Source organism: Blastococcus sp. VKM Ac-2987, from assembly GCF_026967805.1.
GTDB lineage: Bacteria > Actinomycetota > Actinomycetes > Mycobacteriales > Geodermatophilaceae > Blastococcus.
Map to the genome: position 1 here is coordinate 565242 of NZ_JAPVBG010000001.1, position 15960 is coordinate 581201.

The window sequence follows — 15960 nt, forward strand, 5'->3', positions numbered from 1 at the left end:
TCAGAGCGGCTCCGAGGAGCCGTCCGGCCGCACCATCGCCCTCATCTCGACGACGACGTCAGCCGGCAGCCCGGCGCGTGCGGCGGCGCCTCTGATCGCCTCGGCCGAGGGAGCTTCGTAGAGGCAGTACGTCTTGCGCTTGTCGGCGGAGAGGAACGAGTACAGCCACTCGACGCCCTCCTCCGAGTTGATCCGGTTGACACCGTTCGCGTCGTCCGCGGTGAGTTCCAGGTCGTCGGCGTAGCGGCGTTCGATCATGAAGACGGGCACGGCAGGCCTTTCGACGGGATCCCGACCGTACCCGCGCACCATGGGCGCGGACCGGGGCACGGGCTGCGACGAGCCCGTTGACGTACGGCATTTCGGTCGACGTTCGATGGCCCTCGGCACGGGTAGCGTGGTGATCAGGGCCTGCACAGCGGGGGACCCTGGCACCACAGCTATGCACCCGTCGCCGCGGTAGCCACTCCAAGCAGAGCGGAAGCCGCCCCCATGTCCACCTTGCACGCAACGCTCGACTTTCCCCCGGTGCCGCGCAACGTCCCGGCAGCCCGCCACGTTGTGACCGAGCTCTTGGCGGCCTGGAACGCATCACAGGATCAAGAAGACGTCGAACTGTTGGTCACCGACCCGTCACCAACGTCGTCGACCACGTCGGCGGCGAGGCTGCGTTGACCGTCGAAGGTTCGATGTCCGGAGACCTGCTGCGCATCGCCGTGGTGGACGGTTCGTCCATACGCCCAGTCGTTCGAGAGCTCGACACCGGAAAGCCGCGCGGTCGTGGACTCCGAATGGTCCAGACGATCGCCGACCGCTGGGGCAGCGACGATCACCACGGCGGCAAACGGGCCTGGTTCGAGCTCGGGCCCACTGGGTCGGTCAAGCCCTGACGGGCCGGAGCCCCGCAGTGGCTCCACCGCCACCGACAGCGCGCGAGGCCGCCCTACGATCGGCCGTTCGACACGGGAGTAGGTCTGGGCTCCCGTGTCTGTGAGCTCGTGTCCAGCCCAAGGGCGGCAGACTGGACGGTGAGGGAGCCCCGCGTCAGGCTCAGCCATCCGAGGGCGAGCACGCCGACCGAGAGAAAGGCCGCGATCTCGATCGGCCCTCCCGGCCCGATGTCGGTCAGGAACGGGTCGGGGGAAATGCGAGTGATCGCCGACAAGTCCTCGCTGCCGGCGATGTCCGTGCGGGAGAAGCCGGCGTTGTAGGTGATGTTGTACGTGGCGTGCGCACCGATCGCGAGAGCCAGATTGCCGCTGTACACGTAGATGACGCCGAAGACCACGCCGGCCAGGATCCAGGTCAGGATGAACGCCGGGATCTCTGGCTGCCCGAGGTGGCCCAGTCCGAACACGATCGAGCTGACCGCCACGCCTCCGGCGACGGCACGGCGGGGAGACAGCCATCGCCGAAGTCCGTCAGCTGCATTGCACACGAACACCCCACGGAGGACGAGCTCCTCCCACAGCCCCGTGCACAGCATCGCGAGGCCGTACAGCCCGATCCCCGACCAGAGCGCGAGTTCGCCGCGGTGGAACACTGCCACGACGTCCAGCCATCCCATGCCGATGCCGATCAGGAACGGGATGGAGACGCCGACGACCCCGATGCCGAGCCCGGCCAACAGGTCGACCACCCAGCGCCGATCGACCCGGAGCCCGTAGTCGGCAAGCCCGCGGCGAGCGCCGAGGAATCGCCGGCTCAAGAGGATGAGTGCGACGGCCACGATCGCCGGGGCACCGCTGACCACCAGCTGTTGCGCCGGCGCGGGAAGCGCACCGTCGACGACCTCGCCCGCCACGATGATGGATGCGTATGCACCGACGAGCGGTAGCGCGATCAACCACGGAATTCGCGCCCGCCGTTTCTCGCCGTTCCAGAAGATGCTGCGTGCCCAGCGAGTGGACATGATCGCCTTTCCTGGTGCATCTGGACTTCACGTGCGAGTCGGCCGCTCGCCGAAGTCGTCGCCTGGGCTCGCCCGCCAGTGCCGCATGAATCGGGGCGGGGGCCGGAACTCCTGGGAAGTTCCGCTGTGACGACGCTAGGTCGGGACGGCGGGACCGAGAACCGCCGGACGGACCAACGTGGCCCCACAGAAAGGAGGGGGCCGGCAGAAGAGCCGCGGAAGCAACTTCCTGTCTCCGGATGACTATTGCGATCCTCGGACCCCCGCACCGTCGCCCCCGAGTGTGCGGGCACCGGATATCACGATCACCGTCAACGCCAATGCCCAGACCGTTGCGGCGAGGACGAGCTGGGAGGTCGTCCCAGCGATGGGATAGGCCGCGACGGTGGCCGCGTTGGCCGCACCGTGGGCGAGGACGCAGAGAAGGACGCTGCCCCCGGTGGAGTTGTAGATCCAGGCCAGCAGCACCGCCATGCCAGGGGCGTACAGCAACAGGACGCCGAAGTTGAGCCCGGTTCCGGATTGAGTCGCGCCGGGAACGGCGAACAGCGGCAGATGCCAGACGGCCCACAGCACTCCGACGATGAGGCTGCTCGACAGTGCGGAGAAGCGGCCTTGGAGGGCGGGCTGGGCATAGCCTCGCCATCCTGGCTCCTCCTGGCCCCCGCCCAGCACGATGCTGAACGCAAGTGCGGCGGGAAATGCCGCCCATCCCATCGGTTGCTGCCCGGCTCCGGTCCCGACAGCGTTGGCGACGGCAGTCGCGGCGACGATGGCCAGCACCGGACCGACGAGGACGACGAGATACCAGCGCACTCACACCCGCCAGCGCACGAGCGGCCGCCACAGAGGCTCGAGGCTGCCGTGTCGCCGTCGGATCGACATCCCCGCGGCCACGAACGGCCCGAAGGCGCCCGCAACGCCGAGCAGTTGCCCACCGGGGAATCGACCGAAGGCCAGTAGTGGTGCCCACAACGCCCAGCTGATTCCGAAGGCCAAGGCGAAGAACCGCCCGGCGTCGGATGCGAGGGAAAGGTACTGGCGACCCGTTCGCTCGGTCCTGGTCACAGGTTCAGGTCACCACCCCGGTCGATCAGTGATCGCCCATGTCGGCCATGGAGGAATTGCCTGCTCATCCGCTGCGCGGGACGTCAGTCAACTCGGGCGTCGCGGGGCATTGCAGAGGTTGCTCGGTCACCGGACCGCTCCTCTCCTGGCATCAGGACTTCGGTGGCTGCGCCGCTGCGGCTCAGCATGGTTCTCCGATTCACCAGCACGACGAGGACGGCGACGGCAGCGAACAGGAACATGTCCCAGGGCTGGGCGTCCGGCCACGCCGGCCCGTTCATCTGGAAGTGGAAGAGGACCGCGACGAGCAGGCTGCCGCGGGCCGCGTTGAACATCGGCGTGAGAATCACGGAGATCGCCACGACTCCGAGGAGAAAGGGGCCGACCGCCCAAGCGCTCTGCCTCGTGCCACTGAGCATGAACGCCGGCAGGTGCCACACCGCGGCGACAGCGCCGAGCATCAACGCGGACACCAAGGGCGTCCAGCGGCGCTGGAGGAGCGGTAGGGCCACGCCGCGCCAGCCGAGTTCCTCGACCGGACCGATGAACAGAGCGATCGCCAGCGCCGGCAGCACCCCGTACCACGGCGAGTACGGGAAGGGGTCGGTCAGGCTGCCACTGATGGCGGCGCCCGCGTAGAACACCGCCGGCATCCCGACCAGCAGCACGAGCCACCACGCGAGCGACATGCGCCAGAGCGTCAGGCGACGGAAGAAGCTCCCGAGCCCTGTGAGCCCGTAGTGCTTCCACACCATGAGAAGGACGACGATGCCCGGGGCGTACACCGCCAGGATGAACACGGGATTGGTGTAACCCATTTCCCCGAACATCGCCTCGATGCGATCGGGAAAGGCGATCAGGAGTGCAACGATTCCCCAGGAGAGTGCGAACGTGAGGGCGAAGAACGCCCACACCGACCTGAACGTCATGCCTGTCGGGCGATCAACCGCAGGCGATGTGGCTGCACCACGGAATTCATCCATGTCCTGTTCTCCTTCAGCCAGGTCGGTATCGCCGTGGGAATGGTCTCGGCCCGTTCCGAGCGGAATCCACGGGATCACGACGTCACGTTCGCCGTGGTGGCGCGACGGTTCCTTGCGCGGCGGGTCACGAGCTCGACCCCGTCGCGCTCGGAGTCGTGGAGGTGCCGAGGGTCAGCGGCGTCCGGGCCTTCCGCACCGCGAGGACGACCAACAGCACACCGACGACGAGGACGGCGAGGCCGGCGACGACCAGCCCGCCGGCGAGCACGGCCAGGCCGGGTGAGCCGGCAGCGATGCGCACGTCCGCGGCGACCCCCGCGCCTCCGTCGGCGCGCATGAGGACCATCTGCCAGTTCCCATCGACCGGCTGCCACTCCAGCGTCAGCGGGCCGGGGCCGCTGGCCTGCGCCACCCAGAAGTCCAGCTCATCGGGCGCCGCCGCCGGGGCGTCTCCGGCCCGATCGGTCATCGCGGGCCGCATCATCCAGGCCCACGCCCAGGGACGGGTCGAACCGAGCTCGCTGACCTCTACGTGCCCGACGCCCCGCAGGTACTCCGCCACGTCATCGGCGTCCGCGACGCCGATGAACAGGTCGCCGTCCGCGGTCGTCGGCACGGCCTCGAGTCGCGTGGCGCCCAGCACGCCGTCCACGGCCCACTGAGCGCCGCCGCTGTCCAGGGGGATGACCTCGGTCGTGACGGCGTACCGGCTGGTGACCAGTTCCGTGTCCGCGGTCCACAGGTATCCGTCGCTGTCGCGCTGCGTCTGGTCGGCCCAGAGCAGCGCGGCGGCGCCTACGAGACACCCCGTGGCGACGAGGAGGAGGACGACGCCGGAGATGAGCGCAGCGACCGGTCCGGTCGTCCAGCCACGCCGCCGCGGGCCGGGGGTTCCCCCGGCGGCCCCGGACAGCGGTCGCGCAGGAGATCCGTGCAGGACTTCGGCCATCGTCGTTCGTTCCCTTCGATGCACTGCCGAGGCAGCCGGTCAGGACGTTCGGGGAGTGGGCGGCGCGTCCTCGGTATCGCGGAGGACGGCTCAGACGTCACGCCGGCGCAGCAGCGCGGCGGCTGCTGCCAGGGCCAGCACGACCCAGGCGAGCATCACCGCGTAGCCCTGCCAGGGCGTGAGCTGCGGCGTGGTGGACGTCTCCGCGACCATCGCCAACGTCTCCGACTCCATCAGCAGGCGGCCGCCCGCCGTCGCCGGCAGGAACGCGCCGACGTTCTGGAAGAAGGTCATGGGGATGACGGCGAAGATGTTCTCGATCACCAGCAGGATCCCCAGGACGATGGCCAGCCCACCGGCCGAGTTCCGGACCAGCGATCCGATCGCCAGCGCGAAGACGGCGATCGTCGCCAGGAACAGCGAGGTGCCGAGCAGGATGCGCAGGGTCTCCCCGTCCGACAGGTCGAGCGTCACGCCGACCTCCGACTGGAACGGGAGCGTGGCCAGGTGGGACAGCGCGACACCGATCGCCGAGACGACCGCTACCACGGCCGCGAGCACGACCACTCGGGCCCAGAGCACTGGTAGGCGCCGCGGAACGGCCGTCATCGTGGAACGGATCATCCCGGTGGTGTACTCGCCGGTGATCGTGAGCACGCCCAGGACCGCGACGGTCAGCTGTCCGAGGGAGATGCCGGAGGTCACCAGCGAGGCCGCCGTGCCGGTCGGCTGCTCCCCCGCGTCCTCCGTCGTTGCGGCCCAGCCGATCAGCACGCTGACGAAGACCATGGTGGCGACGGTGATCAGCAGGACCCAGAGGTTGGAGCGCAGGCTGCGGAAGCGAATCCACTCCGAGGCGACGATCCGAGGAAAGGATAGGTCGCCGCTCGTCGGTGCATCGGGGCGGTCGAGGACCGCGGTGCGGCTGCTCGGTGTCGTCATGACCGTGCCACCTCGTCGAGCGGCGCCGTGGCGCCGGCAGGATCGGAACCTTCGGAAGCCGGCAGCGGCGTCGAGGAGTACTCGACCTGATCGGCGGTCAGTTGCATGTAGGCGTCCTCGAGGGAGCCGCGCAGCGGGGTGAGTTCGTGCAGGACGATTCCTGCGCTGGCGGCCGCGGCGCCGATGGCTGGGGCGGTCCCGCCGGTGACCTCCATCAAGTCCGGCTCCACCGACGCGATCGAGATGTCCGGCCCGCGCAACAGGTCGGCCAGTGCGGTCGCGTCGGGTGTCCGGACCCGCACCGTGGTTCCGGCGGCGCGGGCGATGATGTCCGCGACCGGGGCGTCGGCGACGATCCGGCCGCGTCCGATGACGATGATGTGGTCGGCCGTGAGCGCCATCTCGGTCATGAGGTGCGAGGACAGGAACACGGTCCGGCCCTCAGCGGCCAGGTCGCGGACCAGGTGACGCACCCAGCGCACGCCCTCGGGGTCCAGGCCGTTGACCGGCTCGTCGAGGATCAGCGTCCGGGGGTCGCCCAGCAGCGCCGCGGCGATGCCCAGCCGCTGGCCCATGCCGAGGGAGAATCCGCCGACCCGCTTGCCGGCCACCGGCTCCAGGCCGGTCAGTTCGATCACCTGCCGCACCCTGGCTTTACCGATGCCGTGGGTGGCGCCCATAGCCAATAGATGGTTGCGGGCGCTGCGGCCGGTGTGGACGGCCTTGGCGTCCAGCAGCGTGCCGACTTCCCGCAGGGGGGCGTGGTGCTGCGCGTAGGGCTTGCCGTTCACGGTCACCGCGCCGGCGGTGGGCCGGTCGAGGCCGACGATCATCCGCATCGTGGTGGACTTCCCGGCGCCGTTGGGCCCCAGAAAACCGGTGACGGTGCCGGGCTGGACGGTGAAGGTGACGTCGTCCACGGCGGTCTTGCTGCCGTACGTCTTGGTCAGTGCTCGGGCCTCGATCATCGGCCTCTCCTGGATCGGTCGGACCGCAACTGCGGCACGCCCTCACACTTGTCGCGACGCCGGCCGGCCAGAACCGTCGTAATGACCGACGGGGCTCCACCTTTCGATGGACCGCTCCATGGACCGCAGAGCAGCGGTGCGTGAGGGCGGTGCGCCCCTCACTCGTAGGCGAGGGCATCCCCGACGGGAAGCCGCGCTGCCATGCGGGCCGGTGGGATGGCGCCGAGAGTGCCGATGGCCAGTGCGACGGCGGTCCAGATCGCGACGCCGGCATCGGAGAACGCGAACGGCACCGCGGCTGAGATCAGGGAGCCGCCGATCGCGGCGCCGAGCAGCAGAGTCACCGGGACGGACAGCAGCACACCCAGAACGGCCCCCGCGGCGGCGACGAGGAGCCCTTGAGTCAGCAACAGCCGGCGCACCGCCCAGTAGGTGGCGCCGATGGTGCGCAGGACGGCGATCTCCCGGGTCTCCTCGACGACGCCGAGCGCCAAGGTGCCGGCCACCGCGACCACGGCCACGATGCCGAGGACGCCACCCAGGACGAGCAGCAAGGCCACCACGATGTCGACCATGCTGTCGACGCCGTTCCTGAGCTCGGCGTTCGTCACGGTCTCCGCGACGGGTAGTCCGGCGTCCAGGGCGCGGGTGGCGAGCTCCTCTGCGGTGGCGGCGTGGTCGGCCCCGCTGCGGACATCGATGGCGAGCACGTCGGCTGTGCCGGGGACACCCAGCAGGGCCGCCAGGTCCTCGGCCGGGACGTAGCCGACCGGGCCGACCAGGGTCGTGGTGGCGATGCCGACGACGCGCCACTGCTGACGCCGGCCTTCGACCTCGAGCAGCAACTCGCTTCCGACGGTCAGCTCCGGCTCGTCCTGCGCGAGGTGAGAGTTGATGACGATGGCGTGCTCGTCCCCGACGTCGAACCAGCGCCCTGCCAACAGCGTCGGTGCGATCAACTCGGAGTCGGCCGGGACGCCGGTCAGGTCGAAGCGGGTCCCGTCCGGACGCAACCGGAGAGCCTCCCTGGCCAGCCAACCCTCGATCGAGTCCACTGCGGGGGCGACTCCCAGTACGCTCCTCGCCTCTTCCACGTCGACCGGTTCGGTCGCGGCCAGTGCCACGTCCTGGGCGGCGTAGCCGGCCACCCGATCGGCGAGCTGGCCCAAGGCGCTCCCGGTGTTCAGGGCACCGACGCCGACCGCCACGCACAGGCTCACCGCCCCCATCCCGAGCCCCAGCCGCAGGCGGCGTCGGCACGCGTTGCGGTAGGCGAGCACCGTCGGACGGCCGAGCTGCGAGCTGCCGGCGCGGGTGCAGTCGCTGCCGGCCGGTCCGCGGTCGGCGATGGCGTCGAGCACTGTCCTGCGGCTGGCTCGGCGCACCGTCCACACCACGGGGAGTACGGGCAGCAGTACGCCGACTACCAGGTGCAGGGCGATAGCCGCGAGGGGAATGCCGATCGGCTCGAGCTCGATGTTGGCGAGCCAGGCGATGTAGCCGCTGACCGCCCGGGCCGTAGCGATCGAGAGCGGGATCGCCAAGGCGACTGCGATCGCTGACAGGAGCACCACGTACGCCAGGTACTGGGCGGTCAGCTGCCGGGTGGTCGCGCCGATCGACTTCATGACGCCGAGCTGTGTGCGCTGCTGGGCGAGGCCAACAGCGACGGTACTGACGACAAGCGCAACGGCGACCGCGAGCACGAGCAGCGACAGGAGCTGCATGGCCAGCGCCAGGAATGACACGGCGTTCTGCGCCGGGTGCCGGCCCGGGTCGCCGATCAGCGTGGCGACGACGGGAACGCCTGCCGGGGACAGCACGTCCTCTCGGACCGCGGCGGTCATCTCGACCACATCACCACGGCTGACCGGAGTATCGGTGGTACGCAGGTACAGCACGTCGAGGTGGTCCGAGCCGGTCAGCTCCACGATCGTGTCCATCGCGACGTACGCGCGCAGCGACCCGCCCAGCGTCGGCGCCACCTCCGAGGCGTCGAACGCCGTCCCGGCGACGACCATCTCCATCGGGGGTCGACCCGGGACGTCGACCTCGAGCGGGTCACCCAGGGTCACACCAAGCGCGCCGAGCGAAGCGCGCTCCATGACGATCGACCCCGGACGCGGCGGCCACTGCCCCTCGGCGGCGGCGGCGATGCGTCCGATCCGGTTCTGCGCGAAGGCGGTCATCGCGACCAGCTGCACGCTCGACCGCTCACCGGAGCCGTTCGACACCCGGGCCCGGTGCAGCCGCCGTCCTTCGGCCTGGCCCACCAGCGGGTGGTCGGCCACCTGCTGGACGAGACCGGCCGGGAACGGCCCGGTGCTGAGCACGGCTGCCGGCTGGTTCGCCGCCCGCAGATTGGCGGCCAAGGAAGCCTCGACCGTCGTGGCGGAGAGGAACATCGCCGCGACCGCCGCCGCGCCGACGGCCAGGGAGATGATCACCAGCATCGACCTGAGCTTGTCGGTAAGCAGGTCGGCGAAGATCTTCCGGCCGCGCGCGCCGGTCATCGCGCGCCCGTCGCGTCCTCGGTCACGGTGCCGTCCCGAAGCCGGACAGTCCGGCCGGACCGTTCGGCCAGCGTGGCGTCGTGGGTCGCCAGGAGCACGGTGCGGCCGCTCTCGACGAGCCCGTCGAACAAGGCGAGCATCGACGCGGCGGAGGCGGAGTCGAGGTTGCCGGTCGGCTCGTCGGCCACGAGCACCGGCGGGTCGTTGGCCAGGGCCCGGGCGATCGCGGCGCGCTGCTGCTGGCCGCCGGAGACCTGGGACGGCAGCTTGTCGACGTGCCCGGCGAGCCCGACCCGAGCCAGCAGGTCACGCGCGATCTCCGCGCGCTCATCCCGGCCGTGCACGCCGCACAAGTCCATCGGCAGCGCCACGTTGTCCGCCAGGCTGAGCGTCGGCAGCAACTGGAAGAACTGGAAGACCACACCGACGTTGCGTCCCCGCCACCGTGCCGCATCGTCCGCGCTCAAGATAGAGATCAGGACGCCGTCGACCTCCACCCGGCCGGCGGTGGGCCGGTCGATCGCGGTGACCAGATTCAGCAGAGTCGACTTGCCGGAGCCGGACGGGCCCACGACACCGACGTATTCGCCCGCCCGGACGCTCAGATCGACGCGGTCCAGTGCGGTGAAGCTCACCGAACCAGTGGTGTACGTCTTGGAGACGGCGCTCAGCGAGATCAGCGCCGCACCCTCAACAGCCTTCGTCGCCAGGTCCCGCGCCTGTAACGGCGGAGCAGACCACGACGTCGAGTTGCGACGCATGCCGGCGACGCTAGGCAGCGGCGACCGGAGTCAGAACCGCCCGGAGAAGGGGTGCGTCCCCGCCGAAAGGAGGAGCCGAGGCCCTCACACGTCCTTGAGCAGGTCCGCGTAGCCCACGGTGCCCGGCTGGACGAGACCGGTCTCGTAGGCCAGGACGACGGCCTGGACCCGGCTGCGCAGGTGCAACTTGACCAGCATGTTGCTCACGTGGGACTTCACGGTCGCCTCGCCCAGGAACAGGGCCGCCGCCACCTGGGCGTTCGACATCCCTCGCGAGAGCATCGTGAGCACCTCGCGTTCCCGGCTGCTCAGCTGCTCCAGCAGTTGCGGGTCGACGGCGCCGGCAGGCTCGTCCCGCTGCCGCATCGCGTAGTCGATCAGCGACCGGGTCATCGCCGGATCGACCAGCGCGTCACCGCGCACCACCGTGCGCACCGCCTCGATCAGCGCGGACGGCTCGATGTTCTTGAGCAGAAAGCCGGCCGCACCCGCCCGGAGCGCGCCCACGACGTATTCGTCGAGCTCGAAGGTGGTGATGACGACGACACGGACCTCCGGGCAACGCTGAGCGACTACTGAAGTCGCCGCGATGCCGTCCATGATCGGCATCCGAACGTCCATCAACACCACGTCCGGACGAAGCTCCTCCGCGACAGCTATCGCGGCGGTGCCGTCGCCGACCTCGCCGACGACCTCGATGTCGTCCTCGCCGTCCAGCACCATGCGGAATCCCAACCGCACGACCTGCTGGTCATCGGCGAGCAGAACCCGGATCACGTCACCACCGAGGCCGGGCCGCCGGCCGGAACCTGACTTGGCGGCGCCTGACTGCCCGCGTGGCCGGTGGGCAGCGTGGCCTCGACCCGGCAGCCGCCCCGCGGGCTGGGGCCGAAGACCATCGCACCCCCATGCAGTTCGGCGCGCTCGGCCATGCCGACCAGCCCGTGCCCGGTCGGCGTGCAGCCCCCATCCAGGCCGCGCCCGTTGTCATCGACCTGCAGATGCAGGTCCTCGCCGTCGAACCACATCTGTACCCACACCCGCTCGGCAGCACCATGCCGGATGGCGTTGGTGAGCGCCTCCTCCACGATCCGGTACGCGTTGAGCCCCAGCGCGCGAGCGACCGAGACACCGCTCGTGTGGAGGTCCTCGTGCACGACCAGCCCGGTGCGGCGGAAGGACTCGAGCAGGTCCGGCAGGTCCTCGAGAGTCGGCTGAGGAACCAGCTCGTCCCGACCACCGGCGGCGACCTCACCTCGGAGTGTCCCGACGAAGCTGCCCATCGCCGTCAGGGCCTCCGAGCCCGCTTCGGCGACGTAGCCGAGGGCGTCGACAGCCGCTTGCGGGTCGCGCTCGGCGACATGGTGGCCGGCCCGAGCGCGAACCGTCATGGCGCTGACGTGGTGCGCAACGACATCGTGTAGCTCCCGGGCGATGCGGAATCGCTCCGTCTCGACGGCGTGGTCGGCGGCCTGCTGCCGCAGGACCACGAGTTCGGCGTTGCGCCTGGTGAGCTCGGTGGTGGTGCGACGCGCGTTGCGCACGGCCTGGCCGAGCACGACCGGCAGCACCGAGATCCCGGCGATCAGGATGAGATCGCCGGCGACTTGGTCCACGACGAGCTCCGGCCAGTAGTCCAGGTGCCCGATGACGAGCGCGAGAGCGGAGATGCCAGCTACGGGCGCCGGTCGGACCCGCTCCCGGTAGGCCACGAGGGTGTAGCTGACGACGGCCAGGAACTCCATACCGGTCGTGGCGAAGACGACGGTGAGCAGACCAGCGGCGTAACTGGCCGCGGGCCAGCGGCGCCGAACAGTCAGAGCGACGCCCATGACGACCACGATCGCGACCGCTCTAGGAAGCGATCCCCCGTCACCGTAGATCTGCTGGGCGATGACGAAGATGAGGATGATCGCCAGAGCCCCGACAGCATCACGTAGCAGCTCAGGTAGAGCACGCCACCACGTCACCGCTCGAACGTAACCCCGTCGGAGGCGCGACGGAACCTCCCTAGCTAGGGCGCTTCAGGGCGGCGCTGCGAGTCATGTGGGCCGGGCCGCGAGTCCCGGCGCCCGCCCGCGCTCGCGGTGGACGTCGCTGTGGACAGCCCACGGCTCCAGCGTCCCGTCGACCCGGCTGTGGCCTCGCGGCTTGCGAGCCGATCAGGTGTCGACGCGGTGCGTCTCGTAGGCCCACATGGCGATCTCGACGCGGTTGCGGGCGTTCAGCTTGCGCATCAGGGCGGCGATGTGGGTCTTGACGGTGCTGAGGCTGATCGACAGCTCAGTACCAATCTCGCTGTTGGTCCTCCCCCGAGCGGCAGCGAGCAGGACCTGTTCCTCGCGAGCGGTCAGCGGCTCGACGGGCTCGGGTGGCATCGGGCGCGAGCGGTTGTCGGCGAAGGAGGCCAGGAGCCTGGCGGTGATGTTGGGTGCGATCAGGGCGTCGCCACGGGCGGCGGCATGCACGGCCTGGGTGAGCAGTTCGGCGCCGGCGTCCTTGAGCAGGAACCCGCGGGCCCCTGCCTTCAGCGCGCCGTAGACGTACTCGTCGAGGTCGAAGGTGGTGATGACGACGACGGCCAGAGGATCGACGACATCGGGCCCGGCGAGCTGCCGGGTGGCCTCGATCCCGTCGACGTCCGGCATGCGGATGTCCAGCAGGCACACATCGGGACGCAGCGAACGCGCCATCGCGATCGCCCGTCGGCCGTCAGCGGCCTCGCCCACGACCGTGATGCCTGGCTGGGCGTCCAAGATCATGCACAGCCCCGCCCTGACGATGTCCTGATCGTCGGCGACGAGCACGCGGATGGTCATGACGCCCGCACGGTGTGAGGCAGCGAGGCGTCAACGCTCCAGCCGCCGTCCGGGTCAGGTCCCGCCTGCAGGGTGCCTCCGAGCAGGCTCGCCCGTTCCGCCATGCCGCGGAGCCCGAAGCCGGCCGGAGCAGATCCGGCCGTCCTTGCCGCGCCGTCGTCATGAACTCGCAGGCACACCTGGCCGCGGGACGCGGCGACGTCGACGGTGACCTGGGTAGCCCCGGATGCGTGCCGGGTCGCGTTGGTGACCGCCTCGGCGGCGATCAGGTAGAGGGCGGTGCTGACTGCCGGGTCTACAGCATCGACGTCACCGGAGACCTGCACCCGGATGCCCAGCACCTCGCCGCCGGGGCGAGCGAGCCGCTCGATGTCCGCTACGCCCCGGCGGGGGGCGAGATCGGCGTCCGTTCCGTCGCGCAGCACACCCACCAGCGCCCGCATCTCCTTGAGCGTCCGGGACGCCTCTTCTTCGATGGTGCTCAGGGTAGCCAGCGCGCGCTCAGGATTGACGGCCGACAGCGCGCGACCTGCCTGTGCCTGGACGGCGATGGCCGAGACGCGGTGGCCGACCGTGTCGTGCAGCTCGCGGGCGAGTTCGTTGCGCTGGCGCAGCCGCACCTGCTCGATCTCGCGGTCGTGGCTTCTGGTGCGGTAGCGCACTGCCGCGCCCAGCGCGGCCGAGAACAGGAACAAGCCGTAGCCGCCGACGATCTCCGCGGGTGAGGTCGGGACCGCGGCGAAGGTTACGGGCAACCAGATGAGGATGATGCCGAGTCCGAGGGCAGCCTCGCGACCTGCCCCCCAGCGCAGCAGGGCGTAGGGCAGCACGAGCAACCCGGCGATGCCCAGCAGACCGGTGGTATCGACAGCCACGATCCTCGCGATGTCGAAGGCAAGGACGGCTCCGAAGGCCACGGCGACCGCGGCCAGCGGCTGCGTGCGTCGCCACAGCAGGCACGCCGCGACCACGACGCTGACACCGATCAGGAGTGGCGCCCATGCTCTGTCGTCGCGCAGCAGCATCTCGACGAGCGAGATCGCGACAAGACCCGAGGACAGCGCCCAGTCCCGCCCGACCCGCGCCGGCGGGCACGCGGGGCGCGGCTCGGCCCACACTCCAGCAAGCATGCTTCCCCCTCCCGGCCAACGTAGAGGGGCCGCCGCTCGGGCGGATCAGCCGAAAGTACTGCGGATGTCCCGTCCCTGCGGCCAGGACGGCTGGAGCCCGCAGGCGGATGTGTCGCCTGTCAACGCTCGTCATGGTGACGACATCGACTGAGCCGACCTGGCCAGCTCGCCAGCACACAGGAGAAGTGATGACCAGAAGCAGCGCAACCGCCGGCGCACTCCAGGAAGCGCGACTCCCGGTTCAAGCGAAGCTCGCAGCGGCCTGGACCAGCGTCATGTTCCTCTACATCTACGTCGACTACCTCGCCCTGTACAAGCCCGGGAGCATCGACGACATCCTGGTCGGCGTCGTCCACGAGTTCGACACCGGCCCGACCTTCGTCGCCCTTGCGCTCACGCTCATGGCCATCCCGAGCCTCATGATCTTGCTCTCCACGACACTGCCCGCCCGTGTCAACCGCGCCACCAACCTCGTCGTGGCAACGCTCTACATCCCTGCCTCGCTGTACAACGCGGACGGGGAGTCCTGGGCGTACTCCTACTTCTACGGCCTCTCCATCGGACTCGAGGTGCTGCTCCTGGCCTTCATCCTGCGCGCCGCCTGGACCTGGCCGCGGACCACTCGAGCCACCGCCGGCCGCGACCTCGCCCAGGCCCGGGTGTGAGACTCGAGGCAGGCCCGGTGCCCGTCGTCGGTGACAGCGACTCCGGGAAGCAGCGACTGGGGTTCCCGTGGTCGAGCCGGTGACCGTCTCGCGGAGGGGCAGTGCTCACGAGGGCAAGCAGCCCCCGTCCGCACGGGAACTGCTGGCTCTGGGCTGCTGTTCGCTCCCGTGCTGCCGGGCTTCGCGCTGAGCCTCGTCGGGGGGACGTTCGGGTGGGGCGTCGGGATCAGTCTCGGGTGCGTCGCCGGCCTGGCTCTTTTGTGGTCGTCGACGTCGTGGACCACCGCGGAGAAGTGCGTGGCCACCGGGGTGTGGCCCGGCAGCATGACCCCGGTCTTCCTGCTGCTCACGACCGGCGCCGCCGTGTGCGAGCAGACAGCCGGGAGCAGAGGTGTGTAGCAGCGCCACGCTGCCGCTGTCGCTCGGGCTCCCGATTCTCGTCGGCAGTGTGGCAGCCCCGCTGACCGTCGCGGTGATCCTGCTGCGCCGCAGTGCCGCCCGCCGTGAGCGCTCAACCGCGAATGCCGTGGCCGCGCTGTGAGCCGCCGTCGCGAGAACGATGCGCCTCGTACGGACATGCACTGATGTCGAAGACGTCTCTTGCTCTTGGCGGCGGCGCGAACGGCGCACGCGAGTTCCTGCCAGGAACTGATCGTTCCGGCCTCGGCGTGGTGCTCTACGTGCTGAAGGAGCTGTTCCAGCACCTAGGCCATATCGAGCTGGCGGCGGACGCACTGCGCCAGTCGCCCGACCCGACACCGCCTTGACCGGACGTTGCGCAGCCCTTCCCGTCCGCGCATGAGGCGAGCGACGACCGCAGCGCTCACCCTGCTGCTCGGGTGCGTTGCGGGTCTCGTCACCTGGGGGTCTGGCTGTGGGACAGCGAGTACCACTGGGACGAGGTGTCCCAGTCCTTCCAAAGCCCCTACCGCACGGCGCAGGTCGTCGGCTGCGCCCTGACCTACCTCCTGGTCGCGGTGCTGATGTCCTGGAAGCTGAGGCCGCTGCTGGTGACTATGGGAATGGCCATCGGGTTCGCGGCCGTGTGGTCCGCCCACGCCGCCGGTCGTGACCAGACAGGGATGTTCCTGTTCGGAACTGTCTTGCTCGTGCCGGTCCTGCTCGGTGCGGGCGTCCTCGCGAACGTCGCCGGGACGTGGCTTCGACTGCTGTGGCCGAGCCTGCCCAGGTTGCCCTCTGGCTACGCGACAGCCCGGCTTCCGCGCTGTGGACTGTGATCGCATCGGGGC

Annotated in this window: 19 protein-coding genes; 5 read left to right on the forward strand and 14 right to left on the reverse strand. The window is 70.0% G+C overall.

The features are described 5' to 3' along the window. From O2W17_RS02740 to O2W17_RS02805, 14 genes are all read right to left on the reverse strand, one after another. The gene (locus O2W17_RS02740) at window positions 1-258 is read right to left on the reverse strand and encodes a nickel-binding protein (protein WP_269190857.1); all 258 of its coding nucleotides are present in this window, start codon (window positions 256-258) and stop codon (window positions 1-3) included. A gap of 341 nt (window positions 259-599) precedes the next feature. Continuing rightward, a complete protein-coding gene (locus O2W17_RS02745) occupies window positions 600-836 on the reverse strand; it encodes a hypothetical protein (RefSeq protein WP_269190858.1) in 237 nt (78 codons plus the stop codon). 107 nt (window positions 837-943) lie between these two features. Then, the gene (locus tag O2W17_RS02750) at window positions 944-1912 is read right to left on the reverse strand and encodes a CPBP family intramembrane glutamic endopeptidase (RefSeq protein ID WP_269190859.1); all 969 of its coding nucleotides are present in this window, start codon (window positions 1910-1912) and stop codon (window positions 944-946) included. A 243-nt stretch (window positions 1913-2155) separates the two neighbouring features. Further along, entirely contained in the window at window positions 2156-2728 is a 573-nt protein-coding gene (locus O2W17_RS02755; protein WP_269190860.1) for a CPBP family intramembrane glutamic endopeptidase, read from the reverse strand. A gap of 335 nt (window positions 2729-3063) precedes the next feature. Further along, on the reverse strand, window positions 3064-4041 hold the full coding sequence (locus O2W17_RS02760) for a CPBP family intramembrane glutamic endopeptidase (RefSeq protein WP_269190861.1): 978 nt from the start codon (window positions 4039-4041) through the stop codon (window positions 3064-3066). A 46-nt stretch (window positions 4042-4087) separates the two neighbouring features. Beyond that, entirely contained in the window at window positions 4088-4912 is an 825-nt protein-coding gene (locus O2W17_RS02765) for a hypothetical protein (RefSeq protein WP_269190862.1), read from the reverse strand. Between the two features lie 90 nt (window positions 4913-5002). Next, a complete protein-coding gene (locus O2W17_RS02770; RefSeq protein ID WP_269190863.1) occupies window positions 5003-5854 on the reverse strand; it encodes a hypothetical protein in 852 nt (283 codons plus the stop codon). Further along, on the reverse strand, window positions 5851-6822 hold the full coding sequence (locus O2W17_RS02775) for an ABC transporter ATP-binding protein (RefSeq protein WP_269190864.1): 972 nt from the start codon (window positions 6820-6822) through the stop codon (window positions 5851-5853). Before O2W17_RS02775 ends, O2W17_RS02770 begins: the two co-directional genes overlap by 4 nt. Window positions 6823-6980: 158 nt before the next feature. Further along, entirely contained in the window at window positions 6981-9335 is a 2355-nt protein-coding gene (locus O2W17_RS02780) for an FtsX-like permease family protein (RefSeq protein WP_269190865.1), read from the reverse strand. Further along, window positions 9332-10096: an ABC transporter ATP-binding protein gene (locus O2W17_RS02785; protein ID WP_269190866.1), complete on the reverse strand. Its 765-nt coding sequence runs from the start codon at window positions 10094-10096 to the stop codon at window positions 9332-9334. Before O2W17_RS02785 ends, O2W17_RS02780 begins: the two co-directional genes overlap by 4 nt. 84 nt (window positions 10097-10180) lie before the next feature. Continuing rightward, a complete protein-coding gene (locus tag O2W17_RS02790) occupies window positions 10181-10873 on the reverse strand; it encodes a response regulator (protein ID WP_269190867.1) in 693 nt (230 codons plus the stop codon). Beyond that, window positions 10870-12066 (reverse strand): sensor histidine kinase, encoded by a 1197-nt coding sequence (locus O2W17_RS02795; protein WP_269190868.1) that lies wholly within the window; start codon window positions 12064-12066, stop codon window positions 10870-10872. The genes O2W17_RS02790 and O2W17_RS02795 overlap by 4 nt, the downstream gene beginning before the upstream one ends. A gap of 192 nt (window positions 12067-12258) precedes the next feature. Next, the gene (locus O2W17_RS02800; protein WP_269190869.1) at window positions 12259-12915 is read right to left on the reverse strand and encodes a response regulator; all 657 of its coding nucleotides are present in this window, start codon (window positions 12913-12915) and stop codon (window positions 12259-12261) included. Further along, on the reverse strand, window positions 12912-14033 hold the full coding sequence (locus O2W17_RS02805) for a sensor histidine kinase (RefSeq protein ID WP_269190870.1): 1122 nt from the start codon (window positions 14031-14033) through the stop codon (window positions 12912-12914). Before O2W17_RS02805 ends, O2W17_RS02800 begins: the two co-directional genes overlap by 4 nt. A 200-nt stretch (window positions 14034-14233) precedes the next feature. On the opposite strand from O2W17_RS02805, the gene O2W17_RS02810 reads away from it, so the two are divergent. The 5 genes from O2W17_RS02810 (at window position 14234) to O2W17_RS02830 (ending at window position 15948) form a co-directional block, all read left to right on the forward strand. Then, a complete protein-coding gene (locus tag O2W17_RS02810; RefSeq protein ID WP_269190871.1) occupies window positions 14234-14710 on the forward strand; it encodes a DUF6326 family protein in 477 nt (158 codons plus the stop codon). Between the two features lie 168 nt (window positions 14711-14878). Continuing rightward, the gene (locus O2W17_RS02815; protein ID WP_269190872.1) at window positions 14879-15109 is read left to right on the forward strand and encodes a hypothetical protein; all 231 of its coding nucleotides are present in this window, start codon (window positions 14879-14881) and stop codon (window positions 15107-15109) included. Further along, window positions 15102-15251 carry a hypothetical protein gene (locus O2W17_RS02820; RefSeq protein ID WP_269190873.1) on the forward strand — a complete coding sequence of 50 codons (150 nt, stop codon included), beginning with the start codon at window positions 15102-15104 and terminating at the stop codon, window positions 15249-15251. The genes O2W17_RS02815 and O2W17_RS02820 overlap by 8 nt, the downstream gene beginning before the upstream one ends. A 43-nt stretch (window positions 15252-15294) precedes the next feature. After that, window positions 15295-15477 carry a hypothetical protein gene (locus O2W17_RS02825; RefSeq protein ID WP_269190874.1) on the forward strand — a complete coding sequence of 61 codons (183 nt, stop codon included), beginning with the start codon at window positions 15295-15297 and terminating at the stop codon, window positions 15475-15477. Between the two features lie 135 nt (window positions 15478-15612). Continuing rightward, window positions 15613-15948 carry a hypothetical protein gene (locus O2W17_RS02830; RefSeq protein ID WP_269190875.1) on the forward strand — a complete coding sequence of 112 codons (336 nt, stop codon included), beginning with the start codon at window positions 15613-15615 and terminating at the stop codon, window positions 15946-15948. The last annotated feature ends 12 nt before the right edge of the window (window positions 15949-15960 follow it).

What these genes read in the sequence shown, in the direction of transcription:
- O2W17_RS02775 (WP_269190864.1), bottom strand. Translation starts at nt 6,822, where the DNA reads ATGATCGAGGCCCGAGCACTGACCAAGACGTACGGCAGCAAGACCGCC.
- O2W17_RS02750 (WP_269190859.1), bottom strand. Translation starts at nt 1,912, where the DNA reads ATGTCCACTCGCTGGGCACGCAGCATCTTCTGGAACGGCGAGAAACGG.
- O2W17_RS02765 (WP_269190862.1), bottom strand. Translation starts at nt 4,912, where the DNA reads ATGGCCGAAGTCCTGCACGGATCTCCTGCGCGACCGCTGTCCGGGGCC.
- O2W17_RS02825 (WP_269190874.1), top strand. Translation starts at nt 15,295, where the DNA reads ATGTCGAAGACGTCTCTTGCTCTTGGCGGCGGCGCGAACGGCGCACGC.
- O2W17_RS02740 (WP_269190857.1), bottom strand. Translation starts at nt 258, where the DNA reads ATGATCGAACGCCGCTACGCCGACGACCTGGAACTCACCGCGGACGAC.
- O2W17_RS02800 (WP_269190869.1), bottom strand. Translation starts at nt 12,915, where the DNA reads ATGACCATCCGCGTGCTCGTCGCCGACGATCAGGACATCGTCAGGGCG.
- O2W17_RS02780 (WP_269190865.1), bottom strand. Translation starts at nt 9,335, where the DNA reads ATGACCGGCGCGCGCGGCCGGAAGATCTTCGCCGACCTGCTTACCGAC.
- O2W17_RS02785 (WP_269190866.1), bottom strand. Translation starts at nt 10,096, where the DNA reads ATGCGTCGCAACTCGACGTCGTGGTCTGCTCCGCCGTTACAGGCGCGG.
- O2W17_RS02770 (WP_269190863.1), bottom strand. Translation starts at nt 5,854, where the DNA reads ATGACGACACCGAGCAGCCGCACCGCGGTCCTCGACCGCCCCGATGCA.
- O2W17_RS02810 (WP_269190871.1), top strand. Translation starts at nt 14,234, where the DNA reads ATGACCAGAAGCAGCGCAACCGCCGGCGCACTCCAGGAAGCGCGACTC.